Origin of the sequence: Rhodococcus sp. 14-2470-1a (genome assembly GCF_002259425.1) — a bacterium.
GTDB lineage: Bacteria > Actinomycetota > Actinomycetes > Mycobacteriales > Mycobacteriaceae > Rhodococcoides > Rhodococcoides fascians_E.
The window spans coordinates 18889-44251 of sequence record NZ_NPFZ01000041.1 but is presented as its reverse complement, the minus strand read 5'-3'; the positions used below and the strand labels follow the sequence as shown (position 1 = coordinate 44251).

Here is a 25363-nt window from a genome sequence, read left to right as displayed (position 1 = left end):
GCGTCGCCCCCCAGGAGGGAGATGGGGGCCTCGCCCCCCCCCCCCCCACCCACACCGCGCCGACGACGTTCTGGGTTCCGAACGTGGAGAACGCGTTCATCGCTCCGAGTGGAGATTCGATCAAGGCGATGACGTCGCGAGGAGCAAGGGCAGCGACCTGAACTGCGCTTTCGCATTTGGGCAGCATGATCACGTTGTACTGAGTGTGTTCGAGTGCTTCGAGATCCGCCGACCACTCGGATGTACGGTGTGCATTGATACGTACGACGGTTTTCGCTGGATCCAGCGGTGTCGCAATCAGGGCGCGACGCGCCGCCGGTTTGTCGGATGCGGAGACGGCGTCTTCGAGGTCGAGGATGACGACGTCGGCCCGCTCCGCAGCCTTGGCGTACCGTTCGGGTCTATCTGCCGGGCAAAACAACCACGCTGGCCCCGGAGGCACCCACGTCATGCGGACCCCTCTTCGGGTCGGAACCGGATCAACGTCTTCCATACGGCGACCGCTACTACGTCGCCGTGCTGGTTCCTGCCGGTGTGTTCGAAGGTTACGATGCCCTCGCCCGGCCGACTTTTCGACGCACGTTTGTCAGTAATCCTGGTCTCGGCATACAACGTGTCGCCATGGAACATCGGTTTGGGGAACGACACCTCGGTAAACCCCAGGTTGGCCACGATTGTCCCCTGGGTCAACTGTGCAACCGACAGACCCACGAGAGTCGACACCGTCAGCATGGAATTGACAGGGCGCTCGCCGAAAACGGTGGTTCTACTGAATTCGGCGTCGAGATGGAGAGCCTGGGTATTCATCGTCTGCGTGGTGAACAACGTGTTGTCGGCTTCGGTGATCGTGCGGCCGGGACGATGCTCGTAGATCTTCCCGAGTGAAACATCCTCGAACCACAGTCCTTGTTGGCGAATGCGTATCTCGGTCACTTCTCCCCCGTGTTCCTGTTCGCTGCGGTGCGCGAGTTGCACCTTTGTGTCGTTCATCGTTCGACCTCGACGACGTCGCCCGATTCGGGGACAACTCGCGCCAATAGCTGATCGACGCGAACCTGGTCGCCGACGGACACCGCTATCTCGGCCGTCCCGTCGATCGGGGTTGTAAGAGTGTGTTCCATCTTCATCGCTTCCACCACCACAACGCCCCTTCCTACGGTGACCGAGCCGCCGTCCGATACCAGCACTGCAATCACCGAACCTGGCATCGGACTGAGGATTTCGGCATCCCCCGAATGCGCGACATCGCCGCGGACGCTGGCTTCGGCGACCGACCGTATCGCCCACGTGCCTGCGGTGTTCGACACCCACGCAGTATCACCGTCCAGGGCGTATCGAAACTTCTCTAGCCGCCCGTCGACCACGATGTGGAGTACGTCGCCGCCGGCCGGCGATGCCTGCAATGACGTGAACGTGCTCGTGAAGAGGGGCGTTGAGCTACTTCGGAGTGAATCTCAGCCGATTGCCCAGGCGGACTGAATTCGGGTCAGAATGCGGCAGGGATGTCGGTGACGTGCTGAAGCGTCGTTCTCCCTCCCTTTCGAAGTGAGAACGCGTCCTCAACCACAGGCAGAAGGCAGTGATAGCGCTCATCGCAAACAAAATGGACGATGCGAGATAGAGCCCGACACCTGTAAGATACGCGACGAGGTACCCTGCTGCGATCGGGGTCAAAATCGAACCGATTCGGCTGATGCCGACGACAGAACCAAGGGCTTTGCCGCGCATGAGGGTTGGATACAGCGGTGGTGTCGCGGCCATGTACGAGGACATCGCTGCGAAGCCACCCATTCCCAGGAGGGCCGCCGCAATGAGTGCGAAAGGACCGTCGAGGGTCAGAGCGAATACGACCTGAGACACTACTGCAATCGCCAGCATGATCCACGCAATTTTTGTGGCAAAGATTCGCATACCGAGAAATCCGAAGACAACCGCACCCAGTATTCCTCCGAAGGTCACGATGGTACCGACCATCGCGCCTGTGGCGACATCGCCGGTAGCGTCTTTGACGAGTTGGGGTGTCCAGTTCGCGACGAAATAGTATGCAGCAACGACCATCGTGTAGCCGAACGTAAGCATGACAGTGGTTGTGCGGTACTGCTTTCCGAACGGTCCTTCTTTGGATTCGCCTCCACCGACGTCGGTGGTACTTTCCGCCGATCGCGCTCCGGGGTCGACGTCGTGCAGATGCATTCTGTGGGCGATCTTCAAGATCTCTGCCCTCGACCGGTGATTGTCCTGCATGACAAGGTAGGCAAGTGACTCGGGGAGCAAGAGAATCATGGCTATCAGACCGACTGTCCCCAGAACCGAACCAGCGAGGAAGAGCCCTTGCCAGGCACCACCAAATGCTTCGAGAAGGATCAGGCCTACGGATCCGGCAGTGAATGCTCCAACCGCGTATCCAATCGTGGTCATCGCCGTACTCATGTTTCGTTGTTTCAGTGATGAATACTCCTGCGCTACCAGAATTGTCAGTGTTCCGACCGCACCGACCCCGATTCCAGTCAAAATCCGGACCCCAAACATCGCCCAAACGTTCGGGGAGAGTGCGGTTGCAATCATTCCTGCCGTACTGAGAGCGGATGCGAGAATGAGAATACTTCGCCGTCCGTAGCGGTCAGCTTGAGGAGCCAAGAAAAGCGCCCCAAGTCCCATGCCGATGAGGGCCGAGCCTGCCAGCCAACCTTTCTGGGCTGTGGTGGCGAAGTCTCCGGGAAGCTGCGGTAGGGCAAACCCCATTACCGCCAACTCGAATCCGTCGATGAGATTGCCCAGGAAACACACCCCAACCACGACGTACTGCCAAACACTCATTCGGCTGTTCTGCACGACCGAAACGACATTCATAGACTTTTCCTTTCGCAACGCTCCACTCGGTGCGCTGCAGGTGGCCATTCTCTCGTCCCGACAGACTAGACGGGCGGGCTTGGTGAGAAATTAATTCTGATACGCATCACTGTCAAGAGCAGAACTCGTCGGCTGTTCTTACGTTGCGCGGAGGATGCCTCGGGGAGGTTCATACTTCAATCCGCGTCGACAACGTGCTTATTCGTTAGGTCCAGATCACGGCTGCCCACTCGCAGAATCTTCTTTGATCGCGCCTGTCATGTGCGCCGTTAAGGTGTACTCCGTCAATTGGTGCCGACCAGGTGCGCTGTCGTTACGCCTCGACGCATGACGACCAATCGGTCGCATAATGAGACGAGTTCGCCTGGGTCGAAAAATCCAATATTCATACCCACACCGTTTACTGCGAGTGCACGCGGGGCATCGTGGAGTTCCAGCGCCGATCGTGCGTATGCCCACCCCTCCAGAAACCCAGGGACGCAGCACTTCTGCCCTAGTTGCGAGGTCGTGAGATGCCTGCTGAAGTTGCCATCGCTGACCACAGAATCCCCGAAGACTTCGATAGCGGCCTCAAAGGTTGACAGTGTCACACCGGCGAAGCGGTTCTTGCGACGTTCAGATGACGGCTGCGATACGCACCCCGCCCATTCATGGGTGCCGCAAGTCATCTGAACGCGTAGCTTGAAATAGCCACCCCCGTCTCTCAGTCCCGTCTCGATATTTCCCACTGCCGCAACTCGTTACGGCGCAAAAGTCGCGTTGATCACTGACTCTCGAGTACTTACGTACGCCGAGATGAATGAGCTGAGTGACCGGGTGGCTACCGCGTTGACCGCGCGCGGCGTGAAGCAGGGGCAGCTCGTGTCGCTGTTCGCGCAAAATCGCGGGCTCACCCTGCACCAACACCCCGACCTAGTCACCGCACCGTTTTATCCAAGAGGCGCGCCAGCCAGACCGCAGCAACGGTCATGCTCGCCTGGTCATGTCGCTACGCGAGGTAGCGACTCCGGCCGACGTCGTTGCGCTGTGACCTCAACTGCTGCAACGACTTTCGTTGATGCGTCAGCGCCTCCGCCTACCGGCATTCTTGCTGTGATGAGGGTTCGCCTGCTCGATAGGGAGTTCGACGCATGGGATCGCGTGAGGGATGTGTCAGGTCTTCTCTCCCGGCCGAGTCCGGACCGTGTCCATCACCGATGCCGGAACGGAGAGGTGCCGCGAGCGCACGAACTCTCCGAGTCCTTTGGCCTGTGTGTCCAGGTCGAGGTTGCTCGCTGTCCCGTCGCCCAACCACCCGACGATGGTGACACCCACAGCCCGTACGGTCGGGATGGTCCACAGTCGAAGCTCCGAACGGGGGTGATCCGGCAGCAAGCCTGCCACGTTCTCTGGCGTCCACCAGGCCCTCAAGAATTCGAAGGCCTCGGTGGAGAGGGTCCATACCCCGAGTGTTGCGTTACCGCCTTTGTCGCCCGACCTGCTTCCGGCGATGCTGCCGAGTGGGACGGAGACGGTTGACTCGATCGGGAGGGCGGCCCCTCCCACCTGCGGCAGCGGCGTCACGGTCGTTTGTGTGGGGACGACCGCTCTGTTGATAGTGCGCGTCGAGCCGCCTACGCTCAGGCGCTCCTGCACCAGGTCGGCGGCGATGAGAGTGGGCCAGAACAGTTGTCGGCGGCGGGCACGGCTCGGCGGAGAGGCGAGCGCCATACCGGGGAAGCCGCCGAGCAGGATCTCCACCAGTACCCGCGGGAAGCGCTCGACTAGGTCGCGGTCCGCGGCCGCGACGGCGACACGCAGAATGCTGGTTCCTTGATCCAGATCGTGCGGGTTGTCCGTTTCCGCCCCGATGAGGTTGATCACCACGTCGTCGAACGATTCCTGGCCGTCGGGGAACTCCGCCCACAGCTGGCGCAGACAGTGATCCGCCTTGGCTTGGCGCTGCATGCCGGTGATGAGCACCGACATCTCGGCCGACCACCCGTAGTCCGACACCACTCCCGCTTTGAGCTGTTCGGGAACGACTTCACCGAATGCGCCGGCGACACGTACGCGGTCCGGGCCCAGCTGCTCCACGGTGAGCCGGTCGAAGCGGGCCAGTACATCGGGGTTCGCGTAATCGGGTCCGCTGATTTCGTACAGCAGTTGGGCGATGACGGTCTCGGTGGTGATGGCCCCACCGGTTCCGGCGTGTTTGGTGATCACACAGGAACCGTCGGCCTCGACCTCGGCGAGTGGAAAGCCCGGGTGCTCGGGGTGGTCGATCTCGGTGAAGAACGAGAAGTTCCCACCCGATACCTGTGCGCTGCACTCGATGAGATGACCAGCTACCACTGCGCCAGCGATCTGGTCGAGATCCGCTGGACCCCAGCCGTGGTGGTGTGCGGCTGCGGCGACGATCGGTGAGGCATCGGACACCCGCCCGGTGATCACCACATCTGCCCCTGACCGCAGCGCGTCGACGATTCCCCACGCGCCCAAATAGACGTTGACCACTGTCGGGGTCACACCCGTGTCGGAGAACGGGCGACCGGTATCGAGGTGTTCGGCTCGCCATCCAGCGCCCTGCAGCTGTTCGAACCGGTCCGTGATGTCGTCGCCGTCCACCACGGCGATCGTCACCTCGACGCCCTTCGCGCGGGCGGCCTCGGCGACCGCGGCCGCACATCCGTGTGGGTTCACACCGCCGGCGTTGGCCACGATCGTCACTCCCTTGTCGCGGCAGGCTGCGAGGACCTCGGCGATCTGGTCGACGAAGGACGTGGGGAAGCCGGCGGCGGGGTCACGGTCACGTTGCTTGGCCAGGATGCTCATGGTGAGCTCGGCCAGCCAGTCGCCGGTGAGATAGTCAATAGAGCCGCCGGAAATCATCTCGGACGGGCCGTGCTTGCGGTCACCGAGAAATCCACTGCAGTTTGCGATACGCACCGTCATGGTCGGATTACCTTTCTAAAACAGGGCGAGGATCGCCGGAACGGTAAGCAGGGCTACGTAGAACGCCATGAACTGCACGCCTGCGTGGAGTTTGAAGGCGCGGGAGAGCAGGCCGCCGACCAGTCCGACTGTGATCACGACAAGGACTCCGTAGATGCCGCCCTCCCACACCGCCACCATGAGGATCAGTGCAGCGAAGGCAGCGACCACGGATTCGTGACTGACGTTGCGCATGACGAACGACGCCGCCGGCGCGGCGAATTTCATCGCCAACGGGTAGACCGCTATCGCCGCGACGATCACCCCGAGAAGTCCGAAGACCAAGAACTCCCACGAAGACATGAACGTGTGCAGATTGTTCACCTCACCGGTCTCGGTGTCCACGGTGAACCGGGGTGGGGCGTTGAACAGCGGCGCGGCCGGGCCGACCGACATCGGGCTTAGCGGTAGCCCGAACGCCACCAGCGGGATCAACGTCTCACCGAGATAGGTGGATTCGGTGGTGCCGTTCTTGACCGCCATCCTGGTTGTCAGACGGTGGTAGGCGTTGTTGGGGAACCGTCGGATCGCCTCGCCCATGATGACGGTCATGGCGACTGGGCTGAACACGAACGTGCTCGCCGAGACCGCGGACGTCGCGGCGGTCAAGCCGACTTGACGTTTGTCGAGAATGGTCAGCGGATTGGGGAAATACCTCGAGGATGTCGAGTTCGACACCGACATATGTCGGGTCTCTACCTCGTCTCTCCGCGCTTCCCTCCGCCCGGCCGGCGACGAGACCAACAACAAGTCCAGGATGAGTGGGCCTGCTGCGATACCGAGGAAGAAGCTCACTGTGAGGGTCTGACCGCCGAAGTCGGCACCGATCGCGCGTAGCCCGAGTATGAGCATGACGAACGGGACGACCACGAGTACGCCCGCGATCCGCGCTTGCGAGAAGAATGCGATCAGTACGGTGGCAGCGAGGAAGATCCAAGGTGCCGCGGCCGTGACAGCGTCGGCGAACGGACTCAAGAGGCCGGCGATACCCACCGAGACCGGCACCGCGATCAGTGCAGCGATGATGCCTCCGCTGATCGCCTTGCGGAGGGCTATGTGCGGTACTCCCAGCCTGCGGAGGAAGTTCGCCTCTTCGAGGAGCGGTATCGCCATCGTGTCGCCCGGTATTCCGAGCATCGTCGTGGGGATTGCGTGCGTCAGGTGTTTGGACACGACCGCGGCGATGAAGAAGGCGAAGATCCCCACCGGCGGGACGCCGAGGAGCACCACGAGCAGTGTGATCGGGGTGATGGTCGCCGTTTCGTCTGTGCCGGAGACCAACCCGAGAGCGCCGAACACGACGGAACCGATGAGGGCCCAGAGCAGCCCGGTGGGAAGCTCCTGAACGATTTGATACAGCATCAGTTGTCACCCCCTTTTCGGGCCGAGCGCTCCTCGGCCTCGACGAACGCCTCGTACAGGCCGAGGTCCTGCATCTCCTGCCGGACCTCGAGCGGAACGGCGGACGTGTTCCCCAGTCCGCCCGGCTCTACCTCAAGATCCCGAAGCGCTTCCTCGAAGGTGGTGCTCTCACCAGGTGCCTCGGTGGTCACAATGCGTTGGGGACGGAAGAGTTTCGCGTTGACGACGGCGGTGACCACGACGATCGCCAGACCGATCAGCAGCGAGTAGGTTCTGGCGATCTCGTCGTCCTCCATCGCCCCCGTGAGCGCCTTCTCGGCCACCAACAGTCCGATCAGAGTGAGGGGAACGCTGATCAGCAAGGCCTTGAACAGATTCCTAGTCTTCACGGTTTCGTTCCAGACACTGATCAGTTCCGGCTCGGCGTCGGAGGTGGCTCTTGGTGTCGGGTCACCGCTCATCGCGACGCAGCCCCTCGAGGAGTGCGATTGCCCGCTCGGCGCGAACGGCTTTCTCCGACACCATGCGCGCGGCCACAGCCGTGATCTCCTCCGGGGTGACTGCGCCTGCGGACACGGCCACGTTGCGGGCGTGCAAAGTCATGTGCCCGCGCTGCACACCCTCGGTGGCGAGCACGCGCAGGCCCGCGACGTTCTGCGCCAAGCCCACCGCCACGATGATCTCGGCGAGCTCCGAGGCGGTGGTCACCCCGAGCATCCGCACTGCTGCTCGCGCCCCGGGGTGGACCTTGGTGGCGCCTCCCACCAAGCCGACGGCCATCGGAATTTCCAGCGACGCGACAAGGTCGCCCTGTGCGTCCTTCTCGAACCGCGTCAACGAGGAATAGCGTCCATCGCGCACGGCGTGGGAATGGATGCCTGCCTCGACTGCGCGGGTGTCGTTGCCTGTCGCCAGGACGACGGCGATGATGCCGTTGGTCGCGCCCTTGTTGTGAGTGGCCGCCCGATAGGGATCTACCTCCGCCAGTGCGGCGGCATGAACGATGTCCTCGACGATGCGCTCCCCACCGAGTTGCTCGGCGGAGAACACCGCCCGTGCCCGAGCCAGTCGCAGGTCGGCCTTGTTACTGAGGATGCGTAGAAGCGCCCGACCATGAGCGATCTCGGCCACGCGATCGGCCAGTGCTTCGGCCATCGTGTTGACCGCGTTGGCTCCCATGGCGTCGCGGACGTCGACGATCAGGTGCAGGACGACATAGACCTGGGTCCGGGCCTCGACCAGCTGAACTGCGATATCCCGGACGCCGCCCCCGAGTTCGACCAGCATGGGGTCCTGCTCGTTCGCGGTCGCGATAAGTTCATCCCGTGCCTCGAGCAGACGCAGACGGGCAGCCTCCGGATCGGATACGTCCACGACCTGGATCTGCGCACGCATGATCGGGTCCGTCGAGCTGGTGACGAACCCACCCGTTTCCCTGGCGATGCGGGCCGCATTGGACGCAGCGGCGACCACCGAAGGCTCCTCAGTGGCCATCGGGACGAGGATGTCGCGGCCGTTGATCGTGAAATTAGCCGCGAACCCGACCGGGATCGGAAGAACTCCCAGGACGTTCTCGATCATGTGGTCCGCCTGATCCAGCGTCAGGGCGGTCGAGGGGTCCCACGCGGCGAAGTCGGCCGGTTCGAGGGCGGAATTGGCGACCACAATCGCTCGCCGCTCGTCCAATGTCAGATCCTTCAGTCCGGGAATCCGGCTGTTCGCCATGTTTTTCACGCCTTTGCGATGTTGGTGGGCTCGGAAAGAGCGCCGGATCCAATGAATAGGATGTGATCCAACGCACTAGGAAGTGACTGTATGGCCGGGGCAATCCCCCAACAATGTGCTCCGAGCATAGGAATACTCTGAGCTTTGTGGAATCAGCACATAACCGCTCCGAGGGACTCATAAAGTCCGACTCTGTCGTCCGGCTGCTTCGCAGTCTCGTCGAGCAGGATTCTGAGTCCGACTTCAGCGCACGCTTACGCCAGGTGGAGGCCGGGCTGCACCCGAGCGCGGCCGCGGACCTGCACGAGCGAGCCCATGCCGTCAGGAGCGCATTGAGGACGGAACGGCGACGAGCGTCTCGGATGCGGGACGTACACGAGGCGACCGGCGACCTGGTGGCGATGCACAGTGTCGATGTGGTCTTACGGGAGATCGCGTCCCGAGCGCGCCGGATTCTCGACTGCGACTACGTCTACCTGAACACCCCCGTCGACGACGGTAGCGGTTCGTACGCCATCCGTACCTGGAGTGGGGACCTCGACCCCGAGTTCCTTGGCATTGTCGTCGAACCCGGCTTCGGCGTAGGGGGCACCGTGCTGTTGACCGGCGAATCGTTCCAGGTCACCGACTACGACACCACCCGGCGGATCACGAAGCGTCCGGCCTACACCGAACTGTTGTCCCGGCAAGGCATCTCCACACTGCTCGCCACACCGCTGGTGGTGTCGGGTCGAACCACCGGACTGCTGTTCGCGGCTCGACGCCAGTCGGCCGCGTTCTCCGAGGACGAGGTCTTCCTGTTGAACGCGCTGGCCCAGCACGCCGCTGTGGCACTGCAGAACGCCGAACTCGACGAAAGCAAAGAGAACGCGCTCGGTGAACTGTCCGCAGCGATCGCGCACAGCGAAGCCAAACGCGGTGAGCAGGAGCGGCAGTCCCGACTCCAGGCCAGGCTCAGTTCTATCGTGCTCGACGGAGCGGGCATCGCAGAGGTGTTGGACGCTGTCCGCGTCGAAGCGAGGATCGACACCGCCTACCTCGATCGTTCGCGTGAGCCCGCCGTCTTCGTCGCCGGCACCCTCACCGGGTTGCCCGACCCCACCCAGATCACGCGACCGCGAGACGAGATGGACCGGCCTGCCGTCCGCTCGGTGTCCACGAAGGGCCGACGCTGGGCAGTGATCGACGTGGTGGTCTACCGCCGTCTGTTGGGACACCTCGTCGCAGGTCCTCGCGCGCTGGAGGACGATACTGCGGCCAAGCTTCTGGAATGGACCTCGCAGGCGGTTGCGCTGTGTCAGTTGTCGACACAGGCCTTGGCGGATGCGGAGCGCCGATCAGCCACCGAAGTGGTCCGGCGGTTGTTGTCGTCGTCGCCGTCCGACACATTGAGACGACAGGTGTCCCGCTCCGGCATCGGCACCGACGGGTTGCGAATCCTTCTGTTCGATGCACGAGACGACTCCGCCGAGCGTCGCATCGCCGAGTACACGATGCTCCACGGCGGACTCGCCGCCATGCTGGAAGATGTTGCGGTCGTTCTCGCGCCCTCCGACGACGATCGGATACTGACCCTCGCCCGCGACATCTGCAGCCGGTACCACTGCAACCTGGTGGTGGGCAGATCGATCACCGATCTCGCCACGATTCGCCGCGAATACACTGCTACCCTCCAAACGCTGCGCCTGGCCGAAGCCCTCGGCTACTCCGCCCAAACGCTGAGAGTCGAGCAATTCGGGGTGTTCTCCCTGTTGTTCACCGACCCCAAGAGCGGTGACCTCGACGCGTTCGTCCGGGTGCACGTGGGTTCGCTGGTCGACGCCGACGCCCGCCACGGCACCGACCTAGTTACCACGGCCCTCTCGATCCTCGATCACGGCCGGGGCCTCACCGCCGCGGCGAAGCATCTCGGCATCCACCCCAACACAGTGGCCCAACGCGCTGAGCGCATCACCCGCCTGCTCGGACCCGACTGGCGAGAGCAACCACGGGCGTTCGAGATTCACGCCGCCCTCAAGCTGGACCAACTCCGGGCTGCTCGATAGTTTGGGGCTATCGTGATGAACCGGGTCGTACTGCGCCATTCGTTACGGAATCGATTGTGCTGCAATGGAGGATGGCATCCTCGACTATGTCGTCTCTGGGCGCACTGCTACAGTAGGCAGCATTAGTGTGCCGTCCCAAGAAGTGCGACAAGATCGAGCTGGCGTCGACGAGTGGAGGCACCGACGTAGTGAGCGGCTCGCCGGCAGCGCCCCGACAACAGCAGTTTGGAGCGGAGAGATCTCCGCGCCGTTGCTCGGCGTGGCATTCGCTCACGGGCACAGTAAATATCGGCAACGAATGTCGGTGTCACTATTGGGGCTGGTACTGGCCGTTGAACTCTGAAATCAAGTTGACGCACTTGAGCTCTGAGACCGATAGAGTCAGACATCGGCGGGGTCGACGTTCGCCAGACCAACCGCCCACTCGCCCCGTCGGCTTCTGCTGGTCGGGTCTCGTTGGCTCGAGTACTTGCGCTCGCAAGAGCTGCTGAGATGTGCGGATATCCCCTCGTGACGGTCCAGTCCCTCGTTGCCCACGGGCCTTTGACCAACTAATCTAAGAGTCCGCGGCAGCGGACTCGATATCGGCTGACCTCTCGCAGACGACGCCCATCCTCGACCGTGGAATTGTCCCAGCGGCTCGTAAGCCGCGGTAGACCGTAGGGGCTGCGGCGAATCGGTGACGGCCAGATCCGCGGGTGTCGATCATGTGGTGGCCGGTGAAAAACCGCCCTGCAGCAGTATTGTCGGGACACCCGCAGCCAGTGGGGCGATGATCGCGGTGTAGAGATCGTAGGCCCATCCGGTGTCGGCGCCACCAGAAGGAACTGCTGGTCTCAACCCCGAGGTAGCCGACACACCCGGCGATGTAGCGCACGGGATGCACCACACCCTTTGGGGTTCCAATGGTGCCAGAGGTGAACGTGTGCACCAGCGCCGCATCTCCTCCGGCGGCCGGTGCGGACCCGACCCCGAAAGGGTTGCGCTGCAACGATTGTCGAGCGCTGAGGACTTCGATGTCCGCAGCAGTGAGCGGCGAGTTTCGCCGGTCATGGCCCGGCGCTGCTCGACGGTGAAGTCCTTGAATCCTGGCGGGCGGCTGTTCGTCATTTCGGCTCCGAAAGGTTGTGCGTGGGAAATCAGCCTTGTTGGGAGGGGACGTTCACCGCAGCGGTCTCAAGCCGTCCGGTCCGAGCGGTCCCCGCGATATTGGGGTTTGATGTCTGAGCTGTGCAGCACACGAGGGTGTGCTGCACCAGCGCCACGGCGAAGCAGGGACGCTCCGTGTGCACGGCCTGGTCGACGATGCCGCTGGAGGTGACATGGGCGGCGCGGAGGTTGGTGGGGTCCGACACCCAGATCGCGTCCTCGGCATCGACGCAGATCCCGTCGGGCAGAATCGGCCCTCCGTCTGGCCCGGCCTCGGAGAGGTCCGCCCAGATGCGGCGGTTGCGCAGTTCGCCCTCGGGCCCGGGGTTGAAAGCGGTCAGGCACTTGCCGACGGTCTCCGCGACGACGATCGTCCCGTCGGACAGCTGCACCATCCCGTTGGGAAAGCGCATCCGCTCTGCCGCCACGGCGACCGCACCCGTTGGGGCGACGGTGGTGAGGTGGGCGGTGGGAGGATTGGCGCCGGGCCCGAACAGTGGATCCGCGTCGGGCTCGCGTGCGAGGAGCCCGTAGAGGTCGCAACCGAAGTCTCCGATCCACGCCCGGCCGGTGGCGTCGACATACATGTCATTGGCCGCCCCCACTGCGATCTTGGACAGGTCGGCGTGCTCGTACAGTGTGCCGCCCGGCTCACGACGGAGCAGTTTGCGATCGCGCATCGAGACCACGAGCAAGCTACCGTCGTCCAGCCAGCCCAGTCCCGAGGGTTGGCCCGGCACCGTGGCGAAGGGCTCGGACATCCAGCTGCTGGTGTCAATGGCCAGCACCTGGTGGGCGTAGAAGTCCGAGAGGTAGAGCCGCCCGTCCGGGCCGAGCAGCGGTGACTCCCCGAAGTGCAGGCCGTCAAGGACCACCGTTGCCGTGCTTTCGTTCATGCTCATGCTCATGCAGGGTCTCCTTTCGCAGGGCACGTGGCTCCTTGCCAGGTCATCCAGCGTAGTGAGGCAAAGTGACGTGGGGCATGGCGTGCAAGCACATTTTTGTCGAGCATTTTTGTGATCTCAACACATCGCCTGGGAGCGGGCGGTGGACGAGGAACATCACAACGGACCTGCACGGGGCGACGGCCGGTGGACCGACGTCGAGGAGCTCATGACACTGCTACTACACGGCCGTGGCCACCAAGTACGACGAGGTCGTCACTCCCTACAAGACGACGTTCCTCGAGGCGGGTCCTGACGCGACGGTGAAGAACATCCTGCTTCAGGACGGATGCGGTGTCGACCTCTCCGACCATCTGTCGATGTCGGTGTCACCGAGAACCATTGGGATCATCAAGAATGCTCTCGATCCGGTGGCTACCCCGGAAAGCGATATCCCTTGCGTGTGGAATGCACCGGTGACCGGAGGCTAGGTCCTTCGGCAGCTCGATCGTGAGGCCCGAATTCAGCAAAGTTCGGGCCTCACTGCTGCCCTACGTCACAGCTGCGTTGTCGCAGTCCGGTTCCCACCGTCGTACTTGGCCCGGTACATCATTGAGTCGGCCGCGCGAGTTGCCTTGGTGATCACCGAACCCCCGTCGCCCCACAGCTCCGACGGGTCGGACACGATGGCTGCACCGACGCTGACGGTGACCGGGATGGGGTCGCTCAGCCATTGCGGTGTCACCGTCGACGGTGACAATGGGGTTGAGGGTGGTGTGATGGCTCCACCCCAGCGGTGGATGCGGCTTCATTCCGGTGGCGACTGCTGCGCCGATGGCGTCGGCACCGGTGATCGCTGCGAGGAGTTCGTGGGTGCCGTTCCCGGTGCAGAAGATCTCTGTGGTCGCATCGTCCCAGAACGTCGCCGCCATCATGTCAGGGGGCGCGGTGATCAGCGGCCCGCACATAGCGGGCGATGACCTCCTCGACCAGACGATGCGCATCAGGGCTCAGGGGCGCTGTCGACGTTGCCGGGGGAATATCGGTTGTCATGTTCCCAGTGCACCGCCGGTGAACCGCAAGAGCAATGCACGATCAGGTACCGAAGCATACTCAGCGGGTATCACTCGATTACGAAATGACGCGGCGAGCATGCCGCGTACACAGGTGCACGCCAGGCCTGGCTCTGAGATGGGCGCGCGCTCAGGGGACCGGGTGTCCGGCAGCGGCGAGCAAGGCAGCCGACCGTTCCCACAGACGATCCGCTGCGGCCGGATCGAGAGCATGGTCGGCGACACCTCGACGGACCCCGGGCACGAAGGGAACAGCCTCCTGACAATCCTCGAAATAGCGTCCGGTCACCCCGGCCACCAGCGGCGAACCGGCGAGTAGTACCGAGGTGGCCGCCCCTTGCTCGGCAGTCTTGGTCGAGACCCCACTCGTTCCTGCCGGGTCGAACGACTCCGGTGGGGAGTCCATGGGCCGCGCAAGTCCGGTGTCCCAGATCCGTCCGGGATTCAGCGCGTTCGCAATGATTCCGTAACCCTGCAGGTTTGCGACTGTCTCGGCGTGGCCCTTCTGCACCGCTACCGAACAGAACTCGCTCTTTCAGCCCGAAATCAGGTACCCCTCGGGGCGCTACCTGCGTCGACCCGTCGCTGTCCCGAAACAGTCGCCTATCCGAATGGAGTGTTTGAGGCCTGGAGAGCTGCAAGTGCGGATAGCGGATTGGTTCAAGCGCTCGTTGCTGGGTCGCGCTGCGCCTTCTTTCTACGGTCGCTCAGCCGCTCAAGGCGGAGGAGCGCACGCTAGCGAGGGCTGCGTGAACCGCGCCGATCAAAACAGCATCGCTTCCCAGTTTCGATGCAACGATCCGCGGCGGGGCCGCCATGTAGGTCCGCACGTGGCGATTTACCGCCTCGATGACAGGGTCACAGGACTCGGCGACAGCGCCGGCGATAATCACTGTGTGGGGGTCGGTAGTACCCACGAGGGTTGAAATTACTAGCGCAAGGCGCTTTCCGAGACGATCTACGATGTCGGAGGCCAGTGGGTCCCCGCCCGCGCATGCAGCAAACACGTCCTCGGCTACCGGACCTTCCGCTGTCGCCTCGAGACTGGTGTGTAGGGAGTGAGGTCCTCGGTCCGCTAGTTCCGAACGGGCCCACTCCCGGGCCAGGAGCCCGATGCCGTCCGTGTCACCGACGCCGTTCACGAAACGTAGGTACGCGAGTTCACCCGCGCCTCCCCGATTTCCACGCAACAGGACGCCGTCGTGGACGATCCCTGCACCCAGTCGCTCTCCGGCGAGCAAGGTGACGAAGCTACTGCGGGGATCGATTTGCCCCCGGCCCTGTTCACCGAGTGCGGCGAGATTGGCGTCGTTCTCTACGATGACTGCCCACTGGTCACTGGGGTGTAACAATACGGCCGGATCGATATCGACGGTATCCCAGAATGTGTTTCCGCTCGGTGCGTGCCCGGTCCGGTCGACTGGGGCGGCAACACCGAAGCAGATGGCACCGACCGATTGTCGAGAAACGTGCGCGTCCGACAGGGCGCGGTCGATGAGGGCGTACAAGTGGCTGCTGCGCGTTGAGGTGTCGTCGGGGTCGATGAATCTGTGCGTGCTCCGACCGCGCACTGTGCCGCGAAGGTCGGCGACGACGACTGTGGCTGTGTGATAGCCGATGTCCACCCCCACCGCGAACGCTGCCGTCTCGCTCAGCGTGAAACGTCGGGCCGGGCGCCCCTTGTTCTTCTTCGAGCCCGCCGTGGCAACTTCACAGATCCACTCGAGTTCGATCAGGTCCGCGCAGACGTCCAACACGGTCACCCGCGTCAGAGTGGTTCGTTCCATCAGTTCGGTGGCCGTGAAGATCCGGTCCGGGGCGCTCCAGAACAGATCCAACAAAATTTCGGAGTTGGAACGACGCAGTAATTGGGTCGAACTGGCGGCGCCGTCGCCGAGGTGTCCAGAAAGAATCATTCGCCGCTCCTTGACATAGATCACACTCTCTGCCATTAATGGTACAGATCATAAATAAACGATCCATATTTAACCTGAGTCGGACGAGGTGCCCGTGATGAAGTGCAGCGTGGATCTACGTACATCCAGCTCCGCTGGAGCGTCGACGGGGCGGCTTCGTGTGTTGTCGCACGTCGCAGCCGCGTCCGCGGTACTCCTCGTGGCTGCGACCGGATGTTCGGTGTTGCCCGACGACGATGTCGTCGTTCTGACCTTCATGCAGAACAAGACCGAACCATCTGTCATCGATTACTTCGATCGGTTGATCGATGACTTCGAGGCCGCCAATCCCGACATTCTCGTAGTGCAGAACAACACGGAGACTACCTTCGTCCCCTCGCTCGTCCGTGGTTCTCCTCCCGACGTCACGACCCGAGGGTGGGGATACACCTCCGGTCAGCTAGCAGGTAAGGATGTCTTCTCCGACCTGTCCACCCTCGCGGCAGCGGACTCGATCGACGAGCGCGTCCAGTCGCTCGTGGAGAATTGGGACCGCACTGGAACCTCTACGGTCCCTGCACTCCCCTTCTCCATCACCGCGGCGGGCGTCCTGTTCAACCGAGACATCTTCGAACGCCACGGAGTGAGCATTCCGACAACCTGGTCGGAGTTCGTGCAAGCGTGCACCACCTTCCAGAATGCGGGTGTGGTTCCTGTCTACGGCTCGTACAAGGATGGCTGGACCCTAGGACAAGGTCTGTTCGACTACACAACCGGCGGCGCGGTCGACGTGGCAGGCTTTTTCGACGATCTGTACGACGCAGGAGCAGACTTCGGCCCTGACAGCCCGCGCACATTCGAGAACACGTTCGGTGACGCAGTCACGAAGATGGACTTCATCCTGTCCAACACCCAACCGAACGCGCCGTCGCGCGGTTACTCCGAGGCAAACGCTGCGTTCGCCAACGGTGAGGCGGCAATGTATCTGCAAGGCCCCTGGGCGCTCGGCGAACTCGCCGAGCTGAACCCCGAACTGCGCGTCGGCTCCTTCCCGCTCCCGGTCACCGAAAACCCTGCCGACAGGAAGGTACGCATCAATATCGACGTAGCAGTGTCGATTCCGCGGCAGACATCACACCCCGAGCAGGCGCGCCGGTTCGTCGAATTCCTGTTCCAACCAGACGTCATCACCACCTACAACGCCCAGAATGCGGCGTTTTCGCCGTTGCGTGATGCGTCGGATCAGCCCGACGAACGGATTGCGTACCTACAGCCTTATATCGACGCCGACGCGTATTACCAGGGCGCATCCGGTTACCCCTCGCCGGCCGTACCCATCAACAATTATATCCAGTCGTACGCATTCGGCGGAAGCGGTACTGACCTCCTACGCACTCTCGACGAGGACTGGCGCCGGGTAGCCGTCCGTAACGCCGAACGCGGGGCCGAAAAGTGAGCACACAATCATGACATCGAAATGGACATCATCTCAGTCGACCCCCGAAGTCGACCCATCCCATACAGGATCCGACCAGGGCATCACGGGCACTGGACAACTCCCACCAACGCCGAGGCCTCGTTCCCGGCGTCGAAAGCTGGATCCGGCCTACTTGGTGATGGTAGTTCCAGCAGTGGCACTGTTCACCTTCTTTCTCGTGGCTCCAGCCTTGATGGGCGCGTTCTTCAGTGTTACGAATTACGCAGGGTACGGCGATTGGGAATTCATCGGCGTCGGCAACTACACCGCAATGCTCGACGATCCCGCCATAGTCGAGTCTTATGCGTTCACGTTCTTCCTCGCGGTAACTGCCGTGATCGTTGTCAACGTCTCAGCCATCTTGATAGCTCTCGGCTTGAACGCAAAGATAAAATGGCGCAGTGGACTGAGGACCGTCTTCTTCATACCCATGGTCCTCTCGGCCATTGTCATCGCCTATGTGTTCAACTACTTGTTTTCCACCTCCCTGCCCACGCTTGCAGAGTCGGTCGGCCTCACTCCGCTCGCCTCGAGCATTCTCGCCAACGAACAGTGGGCCTGGGTCGCAGTCCTCTTCGTCACCGCATGGCAGGCCATCCCTGGAGCGACGATCATCTACCTCGCGGGTCTGCAATCCATCCCGGGTGAAGTGTACGAAGCTGCGTATCTTGATGGAGCCGGCATGTGGCGACGATTCCTAAGTATCACGTTTCCTCTCGTCATCGGCTACGTGGTGATCAACGTCATCCTAGGGTTCAAAGGATTCCTGGGGGCATACGAAATTATTCTCGCATTGACCGACGGCGGGCCGGGTACCGCTACCACAACAGTTGCAATGAGGATATTCAGCGGCTTCAACGGCGGTGACTACGCCTACCAGATGGCAAACTCCATCGTCTTCTTCGCGATTACCGTCGTGATATCACTGCTGCAATTGCGCTTTCTCCAACGTAGGGGGATGACATTGTGATTACTGCCCGCACCACCCCTGTTAGGCAGAACCGCCCACCTGCACCGCAACGCTGGTTCAAATCCAGGAAGCCTCGGTCTTTCTTGGCGGGCAGTGTCAATTGGCCTGCAACGATTCTGATGGTGGGAGCATCAGCCACCATCCTGATTCCGCTTTACTTCACCATTGTCATGGCCCTGAAAACCCCGGACCAGGTGGGAGTAGGGTCAGGACTAAAATGGCCGACGACGATTGCTCTCGACAATTTTTCGCGGGCCTGGGTTATGGTTGACTTCGGAAAGTCACTCATGGTGACCGCCACTGTGACCGTGGTCAGTGTGGTCGGAACAATCCTTGCAAGCTCACTCGTTGCGTACGCGATCACTCGAAACTGGCAACATCCGCTGTTCAAGTTTTCCTACATTTATTTGCTCGCAGGGCTCTTCATTCCATTTCCTGTGCTCATTTTGCCGCTCATCAAGCAGACTGCCGTACTCGGCTTGGATAACCCAGCAGGGGTTGCCGTTATGCATATCGTCGGCGGAATAGCGTTCAACTCGTTGCTGTACATTGCCTTCCTTAGGTCCCTTCCTGTAGAACTCGAGGAGTCCGCACGCATGGATGGAGCCTCCACGTGGCAGACTTTCTGGAAGGTCGTCTTTCCGCTGCTGGGCCCCATGAATGCCACCGTCGGAATTTTTGCGTTCCTTGGGTCATGGAACGATTTTCTGCTGCCGCAGATGATCATTGCAGACCCGTCACTGCAAACCTTGCCAGTGGTCCAAAGCCTGTTCCAAGGCGAATTCAACACCGAATACAACCTGGCGTTCGCCTCGTATCTGATGGCCATGGCACCCACCTTGATCGTGTACATCTTCGCGCAACGTTGGGTGCTTTCCGGTGTCATGCGCGGCGCGATCAAGTAATAGAACTCACACTTAAGAGGTAGATCATGAATGTGGCCGCTGAACAATCGATCAATTCGTTGGCGAGCGAACCTGCTCGGAACCTGGATTCAATGGGTAAAGATTGGTGGAGGCAAGCTGTCGTCTACCAAATCTACCCCCGCAGTTTCGCCGACTCCAACGGCGATGGAACAGGTGACCTGGTCGGCATTACCTCGCGTATACCCTATCTACGCGCTCTCGGGGTAGATGCGATCTGGCTCAGTCCCTTCTACCCATCTGCTCTGGCGGACGGCGGCTACGACGTCGATGATTACCGTGATGTGGATCCGGCGATAGGGACACTGTCCGACTTCGACGAGTTGGTGACCGCCGTACACACCGCAGGAATGAAAATTGTCGTCGACATCGTCCCGAATCATAGTTCCGACCGGCACATTCGCTTCAGGCAAGCAATCGCGGGAGGTCGCGGGTCGGCCGAACGCGACATGTACATCTTCCGTGACGGACTCGGCGATGGATCGTTACCTCCCTCCGATTGGCAGTCGATGTTCGGCGGTCCAGCATGGACGAGAGTGAACGAACCCGATGGGAAACCTGGCCAGTGGTACCTCCACACCTTTGCGCGAGAACAACCCGACTGGAATTGGAGCAACCCCGCCGTACGAGCGGATTTCCTCGAGACCCTGCGATTCTGGGGAGACCGCGGCGTCGATGGCTTTCGTATCGATGTCGCACACTACCTCTCGAAGGATCTTCCCGAGGTCTTGCCGGATCACCAGCAATTGAACACACCTGGCGCGTACCCCGACGGCCTCCATCCGACTGTCGACCGAGACGACGTTCACGAGATCTACGCCGAATGGCGAGCTCTGTTCGACACGTACGACCCGCCCTTGGCTGCCGTCGCGGAAGCGTGGGTCCCCCCGCATCGGCGCGTGCACTACGCCAGAAGCGAAAGCCTTGGACAGGCGTTCAATTTCGACTTGCTCGAAGCCGTCTGGGATCGCAACCAGTTCGCGACCATCATCGCCGACAACCTCGAACTGGCGCGGCAATCGGGTGCATCAAGCACCTGGGTGTTGTCGAACCACGACGTGGTTCGACATGCAACACGATACGGCCTCGAAGACGACCGCAGCCGCGGGCGAGACTGGCTGCTCACCGGCGGAACCACCCCACCCGAGGATAGGTCACTCGGTATTCGTCGAGCTCGTGCCGTTACCCTGCTCGTCCTTGCGTTGCCCGGAAGTGCATACATCTACCAAGGTGAAGAACTCGGGCTGCCCGAGGTCGCTGAAATGCCGCTTACTGCACGACAGGACCCGACCTTCCACCGGTCGAACGGAACCGACGTCGGTCGAGATGGATGCCGTGTTCCGCTGCCGTGGACGTCCTCCGGCGCATCATTCGGTTTCGGCACCGGGGCCGCCCATTTGCCGCAACCGTCATGGTTCGCCGACTATGCAGTCGAAGTACAGGAACGTACATCAGAATCGACGTTACGGTTCTACCGTCAGGCACTTCGGCTGCGTTCGTCGCTCCAGAACACCGAAGAACTGCACTGGCTCGACCTCGGACCTGACGTCATCGCTTTTCGTCGCCCCGGAGGATGGGTATCGATCACCAACTTCGGTACCACCGACATAAGCGCACCTGACGGTGAGCATCTGATCTCCAGCACGGGAACACCCTCGGCCACGATCGCACCCGACGTCACCGCATGGCTGCGAACCGGTCCCAGGGACGAATAGTGCACGTATCGAACTTCTTTCGCCACACCGACAAGAACGATTAAGGATCGAACGCGATGGCAACAATCACTTTCGACAAAGCCACGAGACTGTACGCACGGTCGGACCGGCCAGCGGTAGACACACTCGATCTCGAGGTCGAGGATGGGGAACTGCTCGTCTTGGTCGGGCCGTCAGGCTGCGGAAAGTCGACATCCCTACGCATGCTCGCCGGACTCGAGGAGGTCGACAGCGGCCGGATACTCATCGACGGCCAGGACATCACACACGCTGGTCCACGCGAACGCGACATCGCAATGGTATTCCAGAACTATGCGCTCTATCCACACATGACGGTCGCAGCGAACATGGGTTTCGCACTCGGCCTCGCCAAGGTACCCAAGCCTGAAATTCGACAACGCGTCGAAGAAGCCGCGAAACTGCTCGACCTCCACGACTATCTCGACCGCAGACCGAGCGCACTGTCCGGCGGCCAACGGCAGCGGGTGGCAATGGGGCGGGCACTCGTTCGGTCGCCCCGGGTGTTTCTCATGGATGAACCGCTCTCGAATCTGGACGCCAAATTGAGGGTCCAAACACGCAGTCAGATAACGCAATTGCAACGACGGCTGGGAACAACGACGGTCTACGTCACACACGATCAAGTCGAAGCGATGACCATGGGTGACCGTGTTGCCGTACTGAAAGCGGGGATTTTGCAGCAATGCGCCCCGCCCCGCGAGCTCTATCGGAACCCGGTCAACGCCTTCGTCGCAGGCTTTATGGGATCCCCGTCGATGAATCAGTTCTTGCTGCCCCTGGACGAGAACGGGATCCGATTCGGTGACCAGACAATCGCGATCCCGCGTGAAACCCGCGCTGAAATCGGACGCTCGGAGGTGACAGTCGGCATCCGTCCCGAACACGTCGACCTCACGGACTCCGGTGTAGAACTTGAAATCGATGTCGTCGAAGAGCTGGGCGCAGAAGCATACGTTTTCGGCCGCATCATGTTCGACACACAGTCGATACCGCTGGTGGCACGGGTCGATTGGCGCAACCCCCCGGCAAAGGGCGACGTAGTGCGTGTGCGCCTCGCCGATGCCCACGTGCACCTGTTCCACCCCGGTCCGGAAGGCGCACGCATCCCCAGACTGTAACCACACTCGGCAACCGGTCCAGTCGTGCTCACCTGACTGGCGCGAACCGACCGACTCTCGAATGCCAGCTCGTTATGAGCCAGCACCAACAGTTTTCGGCAATGATGTCACACGGCGCAATTAGTTGAGTTTGGTCTCGGTCGCGTGACTTCGCTCGATGCATCATCTCGCCACCGGTGCTCACGAGTTGCTGGTGCTCAGCAAGCACCGGCAGGACGATGGGCTCAAAAGCCGCGGCGTACGCTCATTCTACCGGTTGCGGAGGTACCGCGTTGGCCAGGCTCTGCAGCGCAGTCGGTGATACGCCCTGATCCGACACGGCGCGAGCAGACGCGGGGATCACTACGACACGGTAGGTACCACCTGCCACGTGAGGGATCGAACCGAAACACCAATCGACGATCTGTAGCGCCAGGACGCAATGCTGCGACCGAGAATCGGGTGCGTAAGCGTACCGCAGCTCCCATAACGCACGGCGTGAAACAGCCCGCGCAGAAGGGTTTACAGGGCTGTACACAAGACGCGGTCTCCCCCTTGCTTCTTGGCGCGATACATCATGGTGTCCGCGCTGCGGATGAGACGTTCGAGCGCAGGCAGGCCCATCTCTCGTAACGCCGATTCGGGTGTCAGTATCGCTGCGCCGATACTGACGGTGACCGGTACCGGACGAGCATCGTCAGCACCGAGAGCCGGACCCAACCCGTCTATGCGATCCTGAATGTCCCCCGGTGGTGCGGCGAGCACCGCGAGGAACTCCTCACCACCGGTCCGCGCGAGCACGCTCGTCACGGACGCAGCCGCGGTGTCGGTGCGGCGCCTACCCCGACGGTCCGTCTCGACAGGAAGTGTGGCCAGTACGTATTCGGTGAGACCGTCGGCGACCGAGACGATCACCCGGTCACCGGCCGCGTGCCCATACTGGTCGTTGACCCGCTTGAACTTGTCGATGTCGATCACCACCGCCGCAACATCCCACCGCCGCTGCTGCGCGTGCTCCCACAGATCGGTCAGAGCGCTGTCCATCCCGCGGCGGTTGTACAGCCCGGTCAATGAATCCAACGCCGCACGGCGGGCATCGCGCGAGATCGCCGTCCACGCCACATGCGCAAACAACGGCACCCCGTTGACCCCGGCCAGGACCACCAGAACCCCAGCGACAATAGTCGCCGGGTCTTCGACTGCGCCCCGGTGCGCGTAGACCGCGAAACCGATGATCACCGCAGTGGAAAACGACACGTGCGCCACCAGCCAACGCGGGCTGAGAAAATACGTGCAAAAAGCGCCGGTGACAGCAAACAAAACAGACCCGATCAACGCCCCGACCGGATCGTAGAGCACCAACATCGACGCCAGACCAACATCCCCGAAAAGCGCAAAAGCAATGAATCCCCGCCGCCCAGGCATCGGACCGATACACCACCGCACCGCCACCATGATCTGCACGACCAGCAACACCCACACCCACGTGGTCGAGATCGTTCCGGACGGGCCGTGACTACTGAACAGCATCACCACCGAGCACAGCGCGAACAACAGCGTTCCGGCTGCGAACACCGCACGAACGACCGAGTGCAACGGACGGGTGGAGCGGTGGGTCAGGACCCACTCGAAATCATGGGGCTGCCGATACCAATCCGACAGAGCGGCCATCATCCGCCCCCATAGGCCGCGGCGATGGCGACCGGACCGATACGTTGACCACCGATCGCCGCGCCGACGATCGACTGCCTCTCTCTCGCCCATCCCCCCGGCAGAACAACCACCGCGTATCGAATGCATGAACTACCCCTCGCGCGACCAACCGATCGCCCCGAATTCTGGCACAGTAGCCGAGGGTGGGACATGCACTTGTCCCACATCCTGATGATCGCCGGATACTGCTCACCCCATTTCTTCGTGAACTCGGTGAACTGTCCTTCGCCGCAGCTTCCGACGGAGCGGTGTAGACCGGCCGCAGATCACGCGCCATCTTGTCCCAGTACTGCCGGGCCGCGAAGCGAAAGGTGTTGCGTATCAGATGAATAATGGAGGTCTGCACCACCGCCAGCTCCCAGGCCGTGTTGATCGCATCCGGCAATCCCTTCAGTCCGTCGCACACCACGATGCAGACATCGGCAACGCCTCGGTTCTTGATCTCGGTGAGCACCGAAAGCGAAGAACTTCGCGCCCTCACCGCCGTCGCCGGCCCAGATCCCCAAGATGTCGCGCTCACCGTTGACGGTGACACCGATTGTCACATACATCGGCCTGATCGCGTGACCTGCCCATCACGGACCTTGACGTGCACCGCGTCGATGAACATCACCGGGTACACCCGTTCCAGTGGCCGGTTCTGCCACTCGGTCATCTCCCCGACGACTTTGTCGGTGATGCGGGAGATCGTGCCCTTCGAGACCGTCGCACCGTACATGTCCTGGAAGTCGGCGGACAATTCACCGGTCGTCAATCCCTTTGCGGTGAGCGACAATACGATCGCGTCGATGCCCGTCAAACGGCGTTGACGTTTCTTGACAATCTGCGGCGCGAACGAGGAGTCGATGTCGCGCGGCACGTCGATCTGCACCGGCCCGATCTCGGTGAGCACCGTCTTCGAACGGGTACCGTTTCGAGAATTGCCGCTGCCGCGGCCGGCAGCGTCGTGTCTCTCGTAACCGAGGTGCTCGGTCATCTCCGCATCCAGTGCGGTTTCGAGGACGTAGATAGCCATCTGACTTCGGAACGCGACCTCGACGCGCTCCAAGCCATCTTGGAGGTGAACCTTCGTGCGCCTTGACCAACTTGTGGTGGAACAGGCGGGTGTGGACCGCGTCCGCGTTAGCGGAGTTGCGGGCGAGCAGATCCCGCGCGCCCTCAAGGCCGGAGTCGTGGCTGATTACGGCTGGGGCAATGTGATGACGATGCTCGTCACGGGCATGGATTGCGGCCGCAAAATTGACTACGCCCTGAAACAGCTGTGGGCCGAGTTCCCTCGTGGGCGTGACACCTTTGACGACGTCGTGGTCAACACCATTGGCCGGCAGATCGACAACCCGGGCTCCCTCGATGAGGCGACCACCCTGTTGCGGATTGCCGTCGCCGATAAGGACAAGTCGCTGGTCGGACGCTTTTCCCGCGTGGTTGTGGAATTGGTCCTGGGAGGCTACCGGGGATGGCTCTGACCTCACCCCTGCCAGGCCTGAGCAG

Annotated in this window: 21 protein-coding genes and 2 pseudogenes; 9 read left to right on the top strand and 14 right to left on the bottom strand. The window is 61.9% G+C overall.

The genetic code is table 11. From position 1 onward, the window contains the following. From CH292_RS25725 to CH292_RS25710, 4 genes are all read right to left on the bottom strand, one after another. A partial coding sequence (locus CH292_RS25725) for an aldolase/citrate lyase family protein (RefSeq protein WP_256978576.1) occupies window positions 1-451 on the bottom strand: 451 nt, incomplete at its 3' end. After that, window positions 448-990 (bottom strand): MaoC family dehydratase, encoded by a 543-nt coding sequence (locus CH292_RS25720; RefSeq protein ID WP_094656056.1) that lies wholly within the window; start codon window positions 988-990, stop codon window positions 448-450. The genes CH292_RS25725 and CH292_RS25720, both read right to left, overlap by 4 nt. Beyond that, on the bottom strand, window positions 987-1403 hold the full coding sequence (locus CH292_RS25715; RefSeq protein WP_094656055.1) for a biotin/lipoyl-containing protein: 417 nt from the start codon (window positions 1401-1403) through the stop codon (window positions 987-989). The genes CH292_RS25720 and CH292_RS25715 overlap by 4 nt, the downstream gene beginning before the upstream one ends. 34 nt (window positions 1404-1437) lie before the next feature. Further along, complete coding sequence (locus CH292_RS25710; protein ID WP_179278093.1) at window positions 1438-2850, bottom strand: MFS transporter; 1413 nt, start codon at window positions 2848-2850, stop codon at window positions 1438-1440. 717 nt (window positions 2851-3567) lie between these two features. On the opposite strand from CH292_RS25710, the pseudogene CH292_RS29680 reads away from it, so the two are divergent. Further along, window positions 3568-3723: pseudogene (locus CH292_RS29680) on the top strand (AMP-binding protein); the annotation flags it as partial. Window positions 3724-4002: 279 nt separating this feature from the next. Here CH292_RS29680 and CH292_RS25705 read toward each other — a convergent pair. The 4 genes from CH292_RS25705 to CH292_RS25690 are packed head-to-tail and all read right to left on the bottom strand — an operon-like array spanning window position 4003 to window position 8958. Further along, window positions 4003-5784, bottom strand: a complete 1782-nt coding sequence (locus CH292_RS25705) for an acyclic terpene utilization AtuA family protein (RefSeq protein ID WP_094656053.1) — start codon at window positions 5782-5784, stop codon at window positions 4003-4005. A gap of 15 nt (window positions 5785-5799) precedes the next feature. Then, entirely contained in the window at window positions 5800-7185 is a 1386-nt protein-coding gene (locus CH292_RS25700) for a tripartite tricarboxylate transporter permease (protein WP_094656052.1), read from the bottom strand. Next, window positions 7185-7646, bottom strand: a complete 462-nt coding sequence (locus CH292_RS25695) for a hypothetical protein (RefSeq protein ID WP_094656051.1) — start codon at window positions 7644-7646, stop codon at window positions 7185-7187. The genes CH292_RS25700 and CH292_RS25695 overlap by 1 nt, the downstream gene beginning before the upstream one ends. Then, window positions 7636-8958, bottom strand: a complete 1323-nt coding sequence (locus CH292_RS25690; RefSeq protein WP_256978577.1) for a hydroxymethylglutaryl-CoA reductase, degradative — start codon at window positions 8956-8958, stop codon at window positions 7636-7638. The genes CH292_RS25695 and CH292_RS25690 overlap by 11 nt, the downstream gene beginning before the upstream one ends. Window positions 8959-9272: 314 nt before the next feature. On the opposite strand from CH292_RS25690, the gene CH292_RS25685 reads away from it, so the two are divergent. Further along, on the top strand, window positions 9273-10955 hold the full coding sequence (locus CH292_RS25685) for a GAF domain-containing protein (RefSeq protein ID WP_179278092.1): 1683 nt from the start codon (window positions 9273-9275) through the stop codon (window positions 10953-10955). 1139 nt (window positions 10956-12094) lie between these two features. On the opposite strand, the gene CH292_RS25680 is transcribed toward CH292_RS25685, so the two are convergent. Continuing rightward, entirely contained in the window at window positions 12095-13012 is a 918-nt protein-coding gene (locus tag CH292_RS25680) for an SMP-30/gluconolactonase/LRE family protein (RefSeq protein WP_094656048.1), read from the bottom strand. A gap of 227 nt (window positions 13013-13239) precedes the next feature. On the opposite strand from CH292_RS25680, the gene CH292_RS25675 reads away from it, so the two are divergent. Then, window positions 13240-13479: a hypothetical protein gene (locus CH292_RS25675; protein WP_256978575.1), complete on the top strand. Its 240-nt coding sequence runs from the start codon at window positions 13240-13242 to the stop codon at window positions 13477-13479. Between the two features lie 60 nt (window positions 13480-13539). Here CH292_RS25675 and CH292_RS29045 read toward each other — a convergent pair whose 3' ends face one another. The 3 genes from CH292_RS29045 to CH292_RS25660 all read right to left on the bottom strand — a co-directional run bounded on the left by CH292_RS29045 (window position 13540) and on the right by CH292_RS25660 (window position 15977). Further along, window positions 13540-13956, bottom strand: a complete 417-nt coding sequence (locus CH292_RS29045) for a nuclear transport factor 2 family protein (protein WP_179278091.1) — start codon at window positions 13954-13956, stop codon at window positions 13540-13542. A 235-nt stretch (window positions 13957-14191) separates the two neighbouring features. Continuing rightward, window positions 14192-14572, bottom strand: coding sequence for a hypothetical protein (locus tag CH292_RS25665; protein ID WP_218830204.1), 381 nt, complete (start codon window positions 14570-14572; stop codon window positions 14192-14194). Between the two features lie 196 nt (window positions 14573-14768). Beyond that, window positions 14769-15977 carry an ROK family protein gene (locus CH292_RS25660; RefSeq protein WP_179278090.1) on the bottom strand — a complete coding sequence of 403 codons (1209 nt, stop codon included), beginning with the start codon at window positions 15975-15977 and terminating at the stop codon, window positions 14769-14771. Between the two features lie 109 nt (window positions 15978-16086). Between CH292_RS25660 and CH292_RS25655 the strand changes: the two genes are divergently transcribed. The 5 genes from CH292_RS25655 (at window position 16087) to CH292_RS25635 (ending at window position 22180) form a co-directional block, all read left to right on the top strand. Next, on the top strand, window positions 16087-17412 hold the full coding sequence (locus CH292_RS25655) for an ABC transporter substrate-binding protein (protein WP_179278089.1): 1326 nt from the start codon (window positions 16087-16089) through the stop codon (window positions 17410-17412). 175 nt (window positions 17413-17587) lie between these two features. Beyond that, complete coding sequence (locus CH292_RS25650) at window positions 17588-18403, top strand: carbohydrate ABC transporter permease (RefSeq protein WP_218830203.1); 816 nt, start codon at window positions 17588-17590, stop codon at window positions 18401-18403. Window positions 18404-18525: 122 nt separating this feature from the next. Continuing rightward, on the top strand, window positions 18526-19308 hold the full coding sequence (locus tag CH292_RS25645) for a carbohydrate ABC transporter permease (RefSeq protein WP_218830202.1): 783 nt from the start codon (window positions 18526-18528) through the stop codon (window positions 19306-19308). A gap of 92 nt (window positions 19309-19400) precedes the next feature. After that, a complete protein-coding gene (locus CH292_RS25640; protein ID WP_218830201.1) occupies window positions 19401-21041 on the top strand; it encodes a glycoside hydrolase family 13 protein in 1641 nt (546 codons plus the stop codon). Between the two features lie 56 nt (window positions 21042-21097). Then, entirely contained in the window at window positions 21098-22180 is a 1083-nt protein-coding gene (locus CH292_RS25635) for an ABC transporter ATP-binding protein (protein ID WP_094656042.1), read from the top strand. A 501-nt stretch (window positions 22181-22681) separates the two neighbouring features. On the opposite strand, the gene CH292_RS25630 is transcribed toward CH292_RS25635, so the two are convergent. Next, window positions 22682-23830 (bottom strand): GGDEF domain-containing protein, encoded by a 1149-nt coding sequence (locus tag CH292_RS25630; protein ID WP_256978574.1) that lies wholly within the window; start codon window positions 23828-23830, stop codon window positions 22682-22684. Beyond that, window positions 23793-24848: pseudogene (locus tag CH292_RS29475) on the bottom strand (transposase). The gene CH292_RS25630 and the pseudogene CH292_RS29475 overlap by 38 nt, the downstream one beginning before the upstream one ends. 94 nt (window positions 24849-24942) lie before the next feature. Here CH292_RS29475 and CH292_RS25615 point away from each other — a divergent pair. Continuing rightward, entirely contained in the window at window positions 24943-25338 is a 396-nt protein-coding gene (locus CH292_RS25615) for an acyclic terpene utilization AtuA family protein (RefSeq protein ID WP_094656039.1), read from the top strand. Window positions 25339-25363 lie beyond the last annotated feature (25 nt).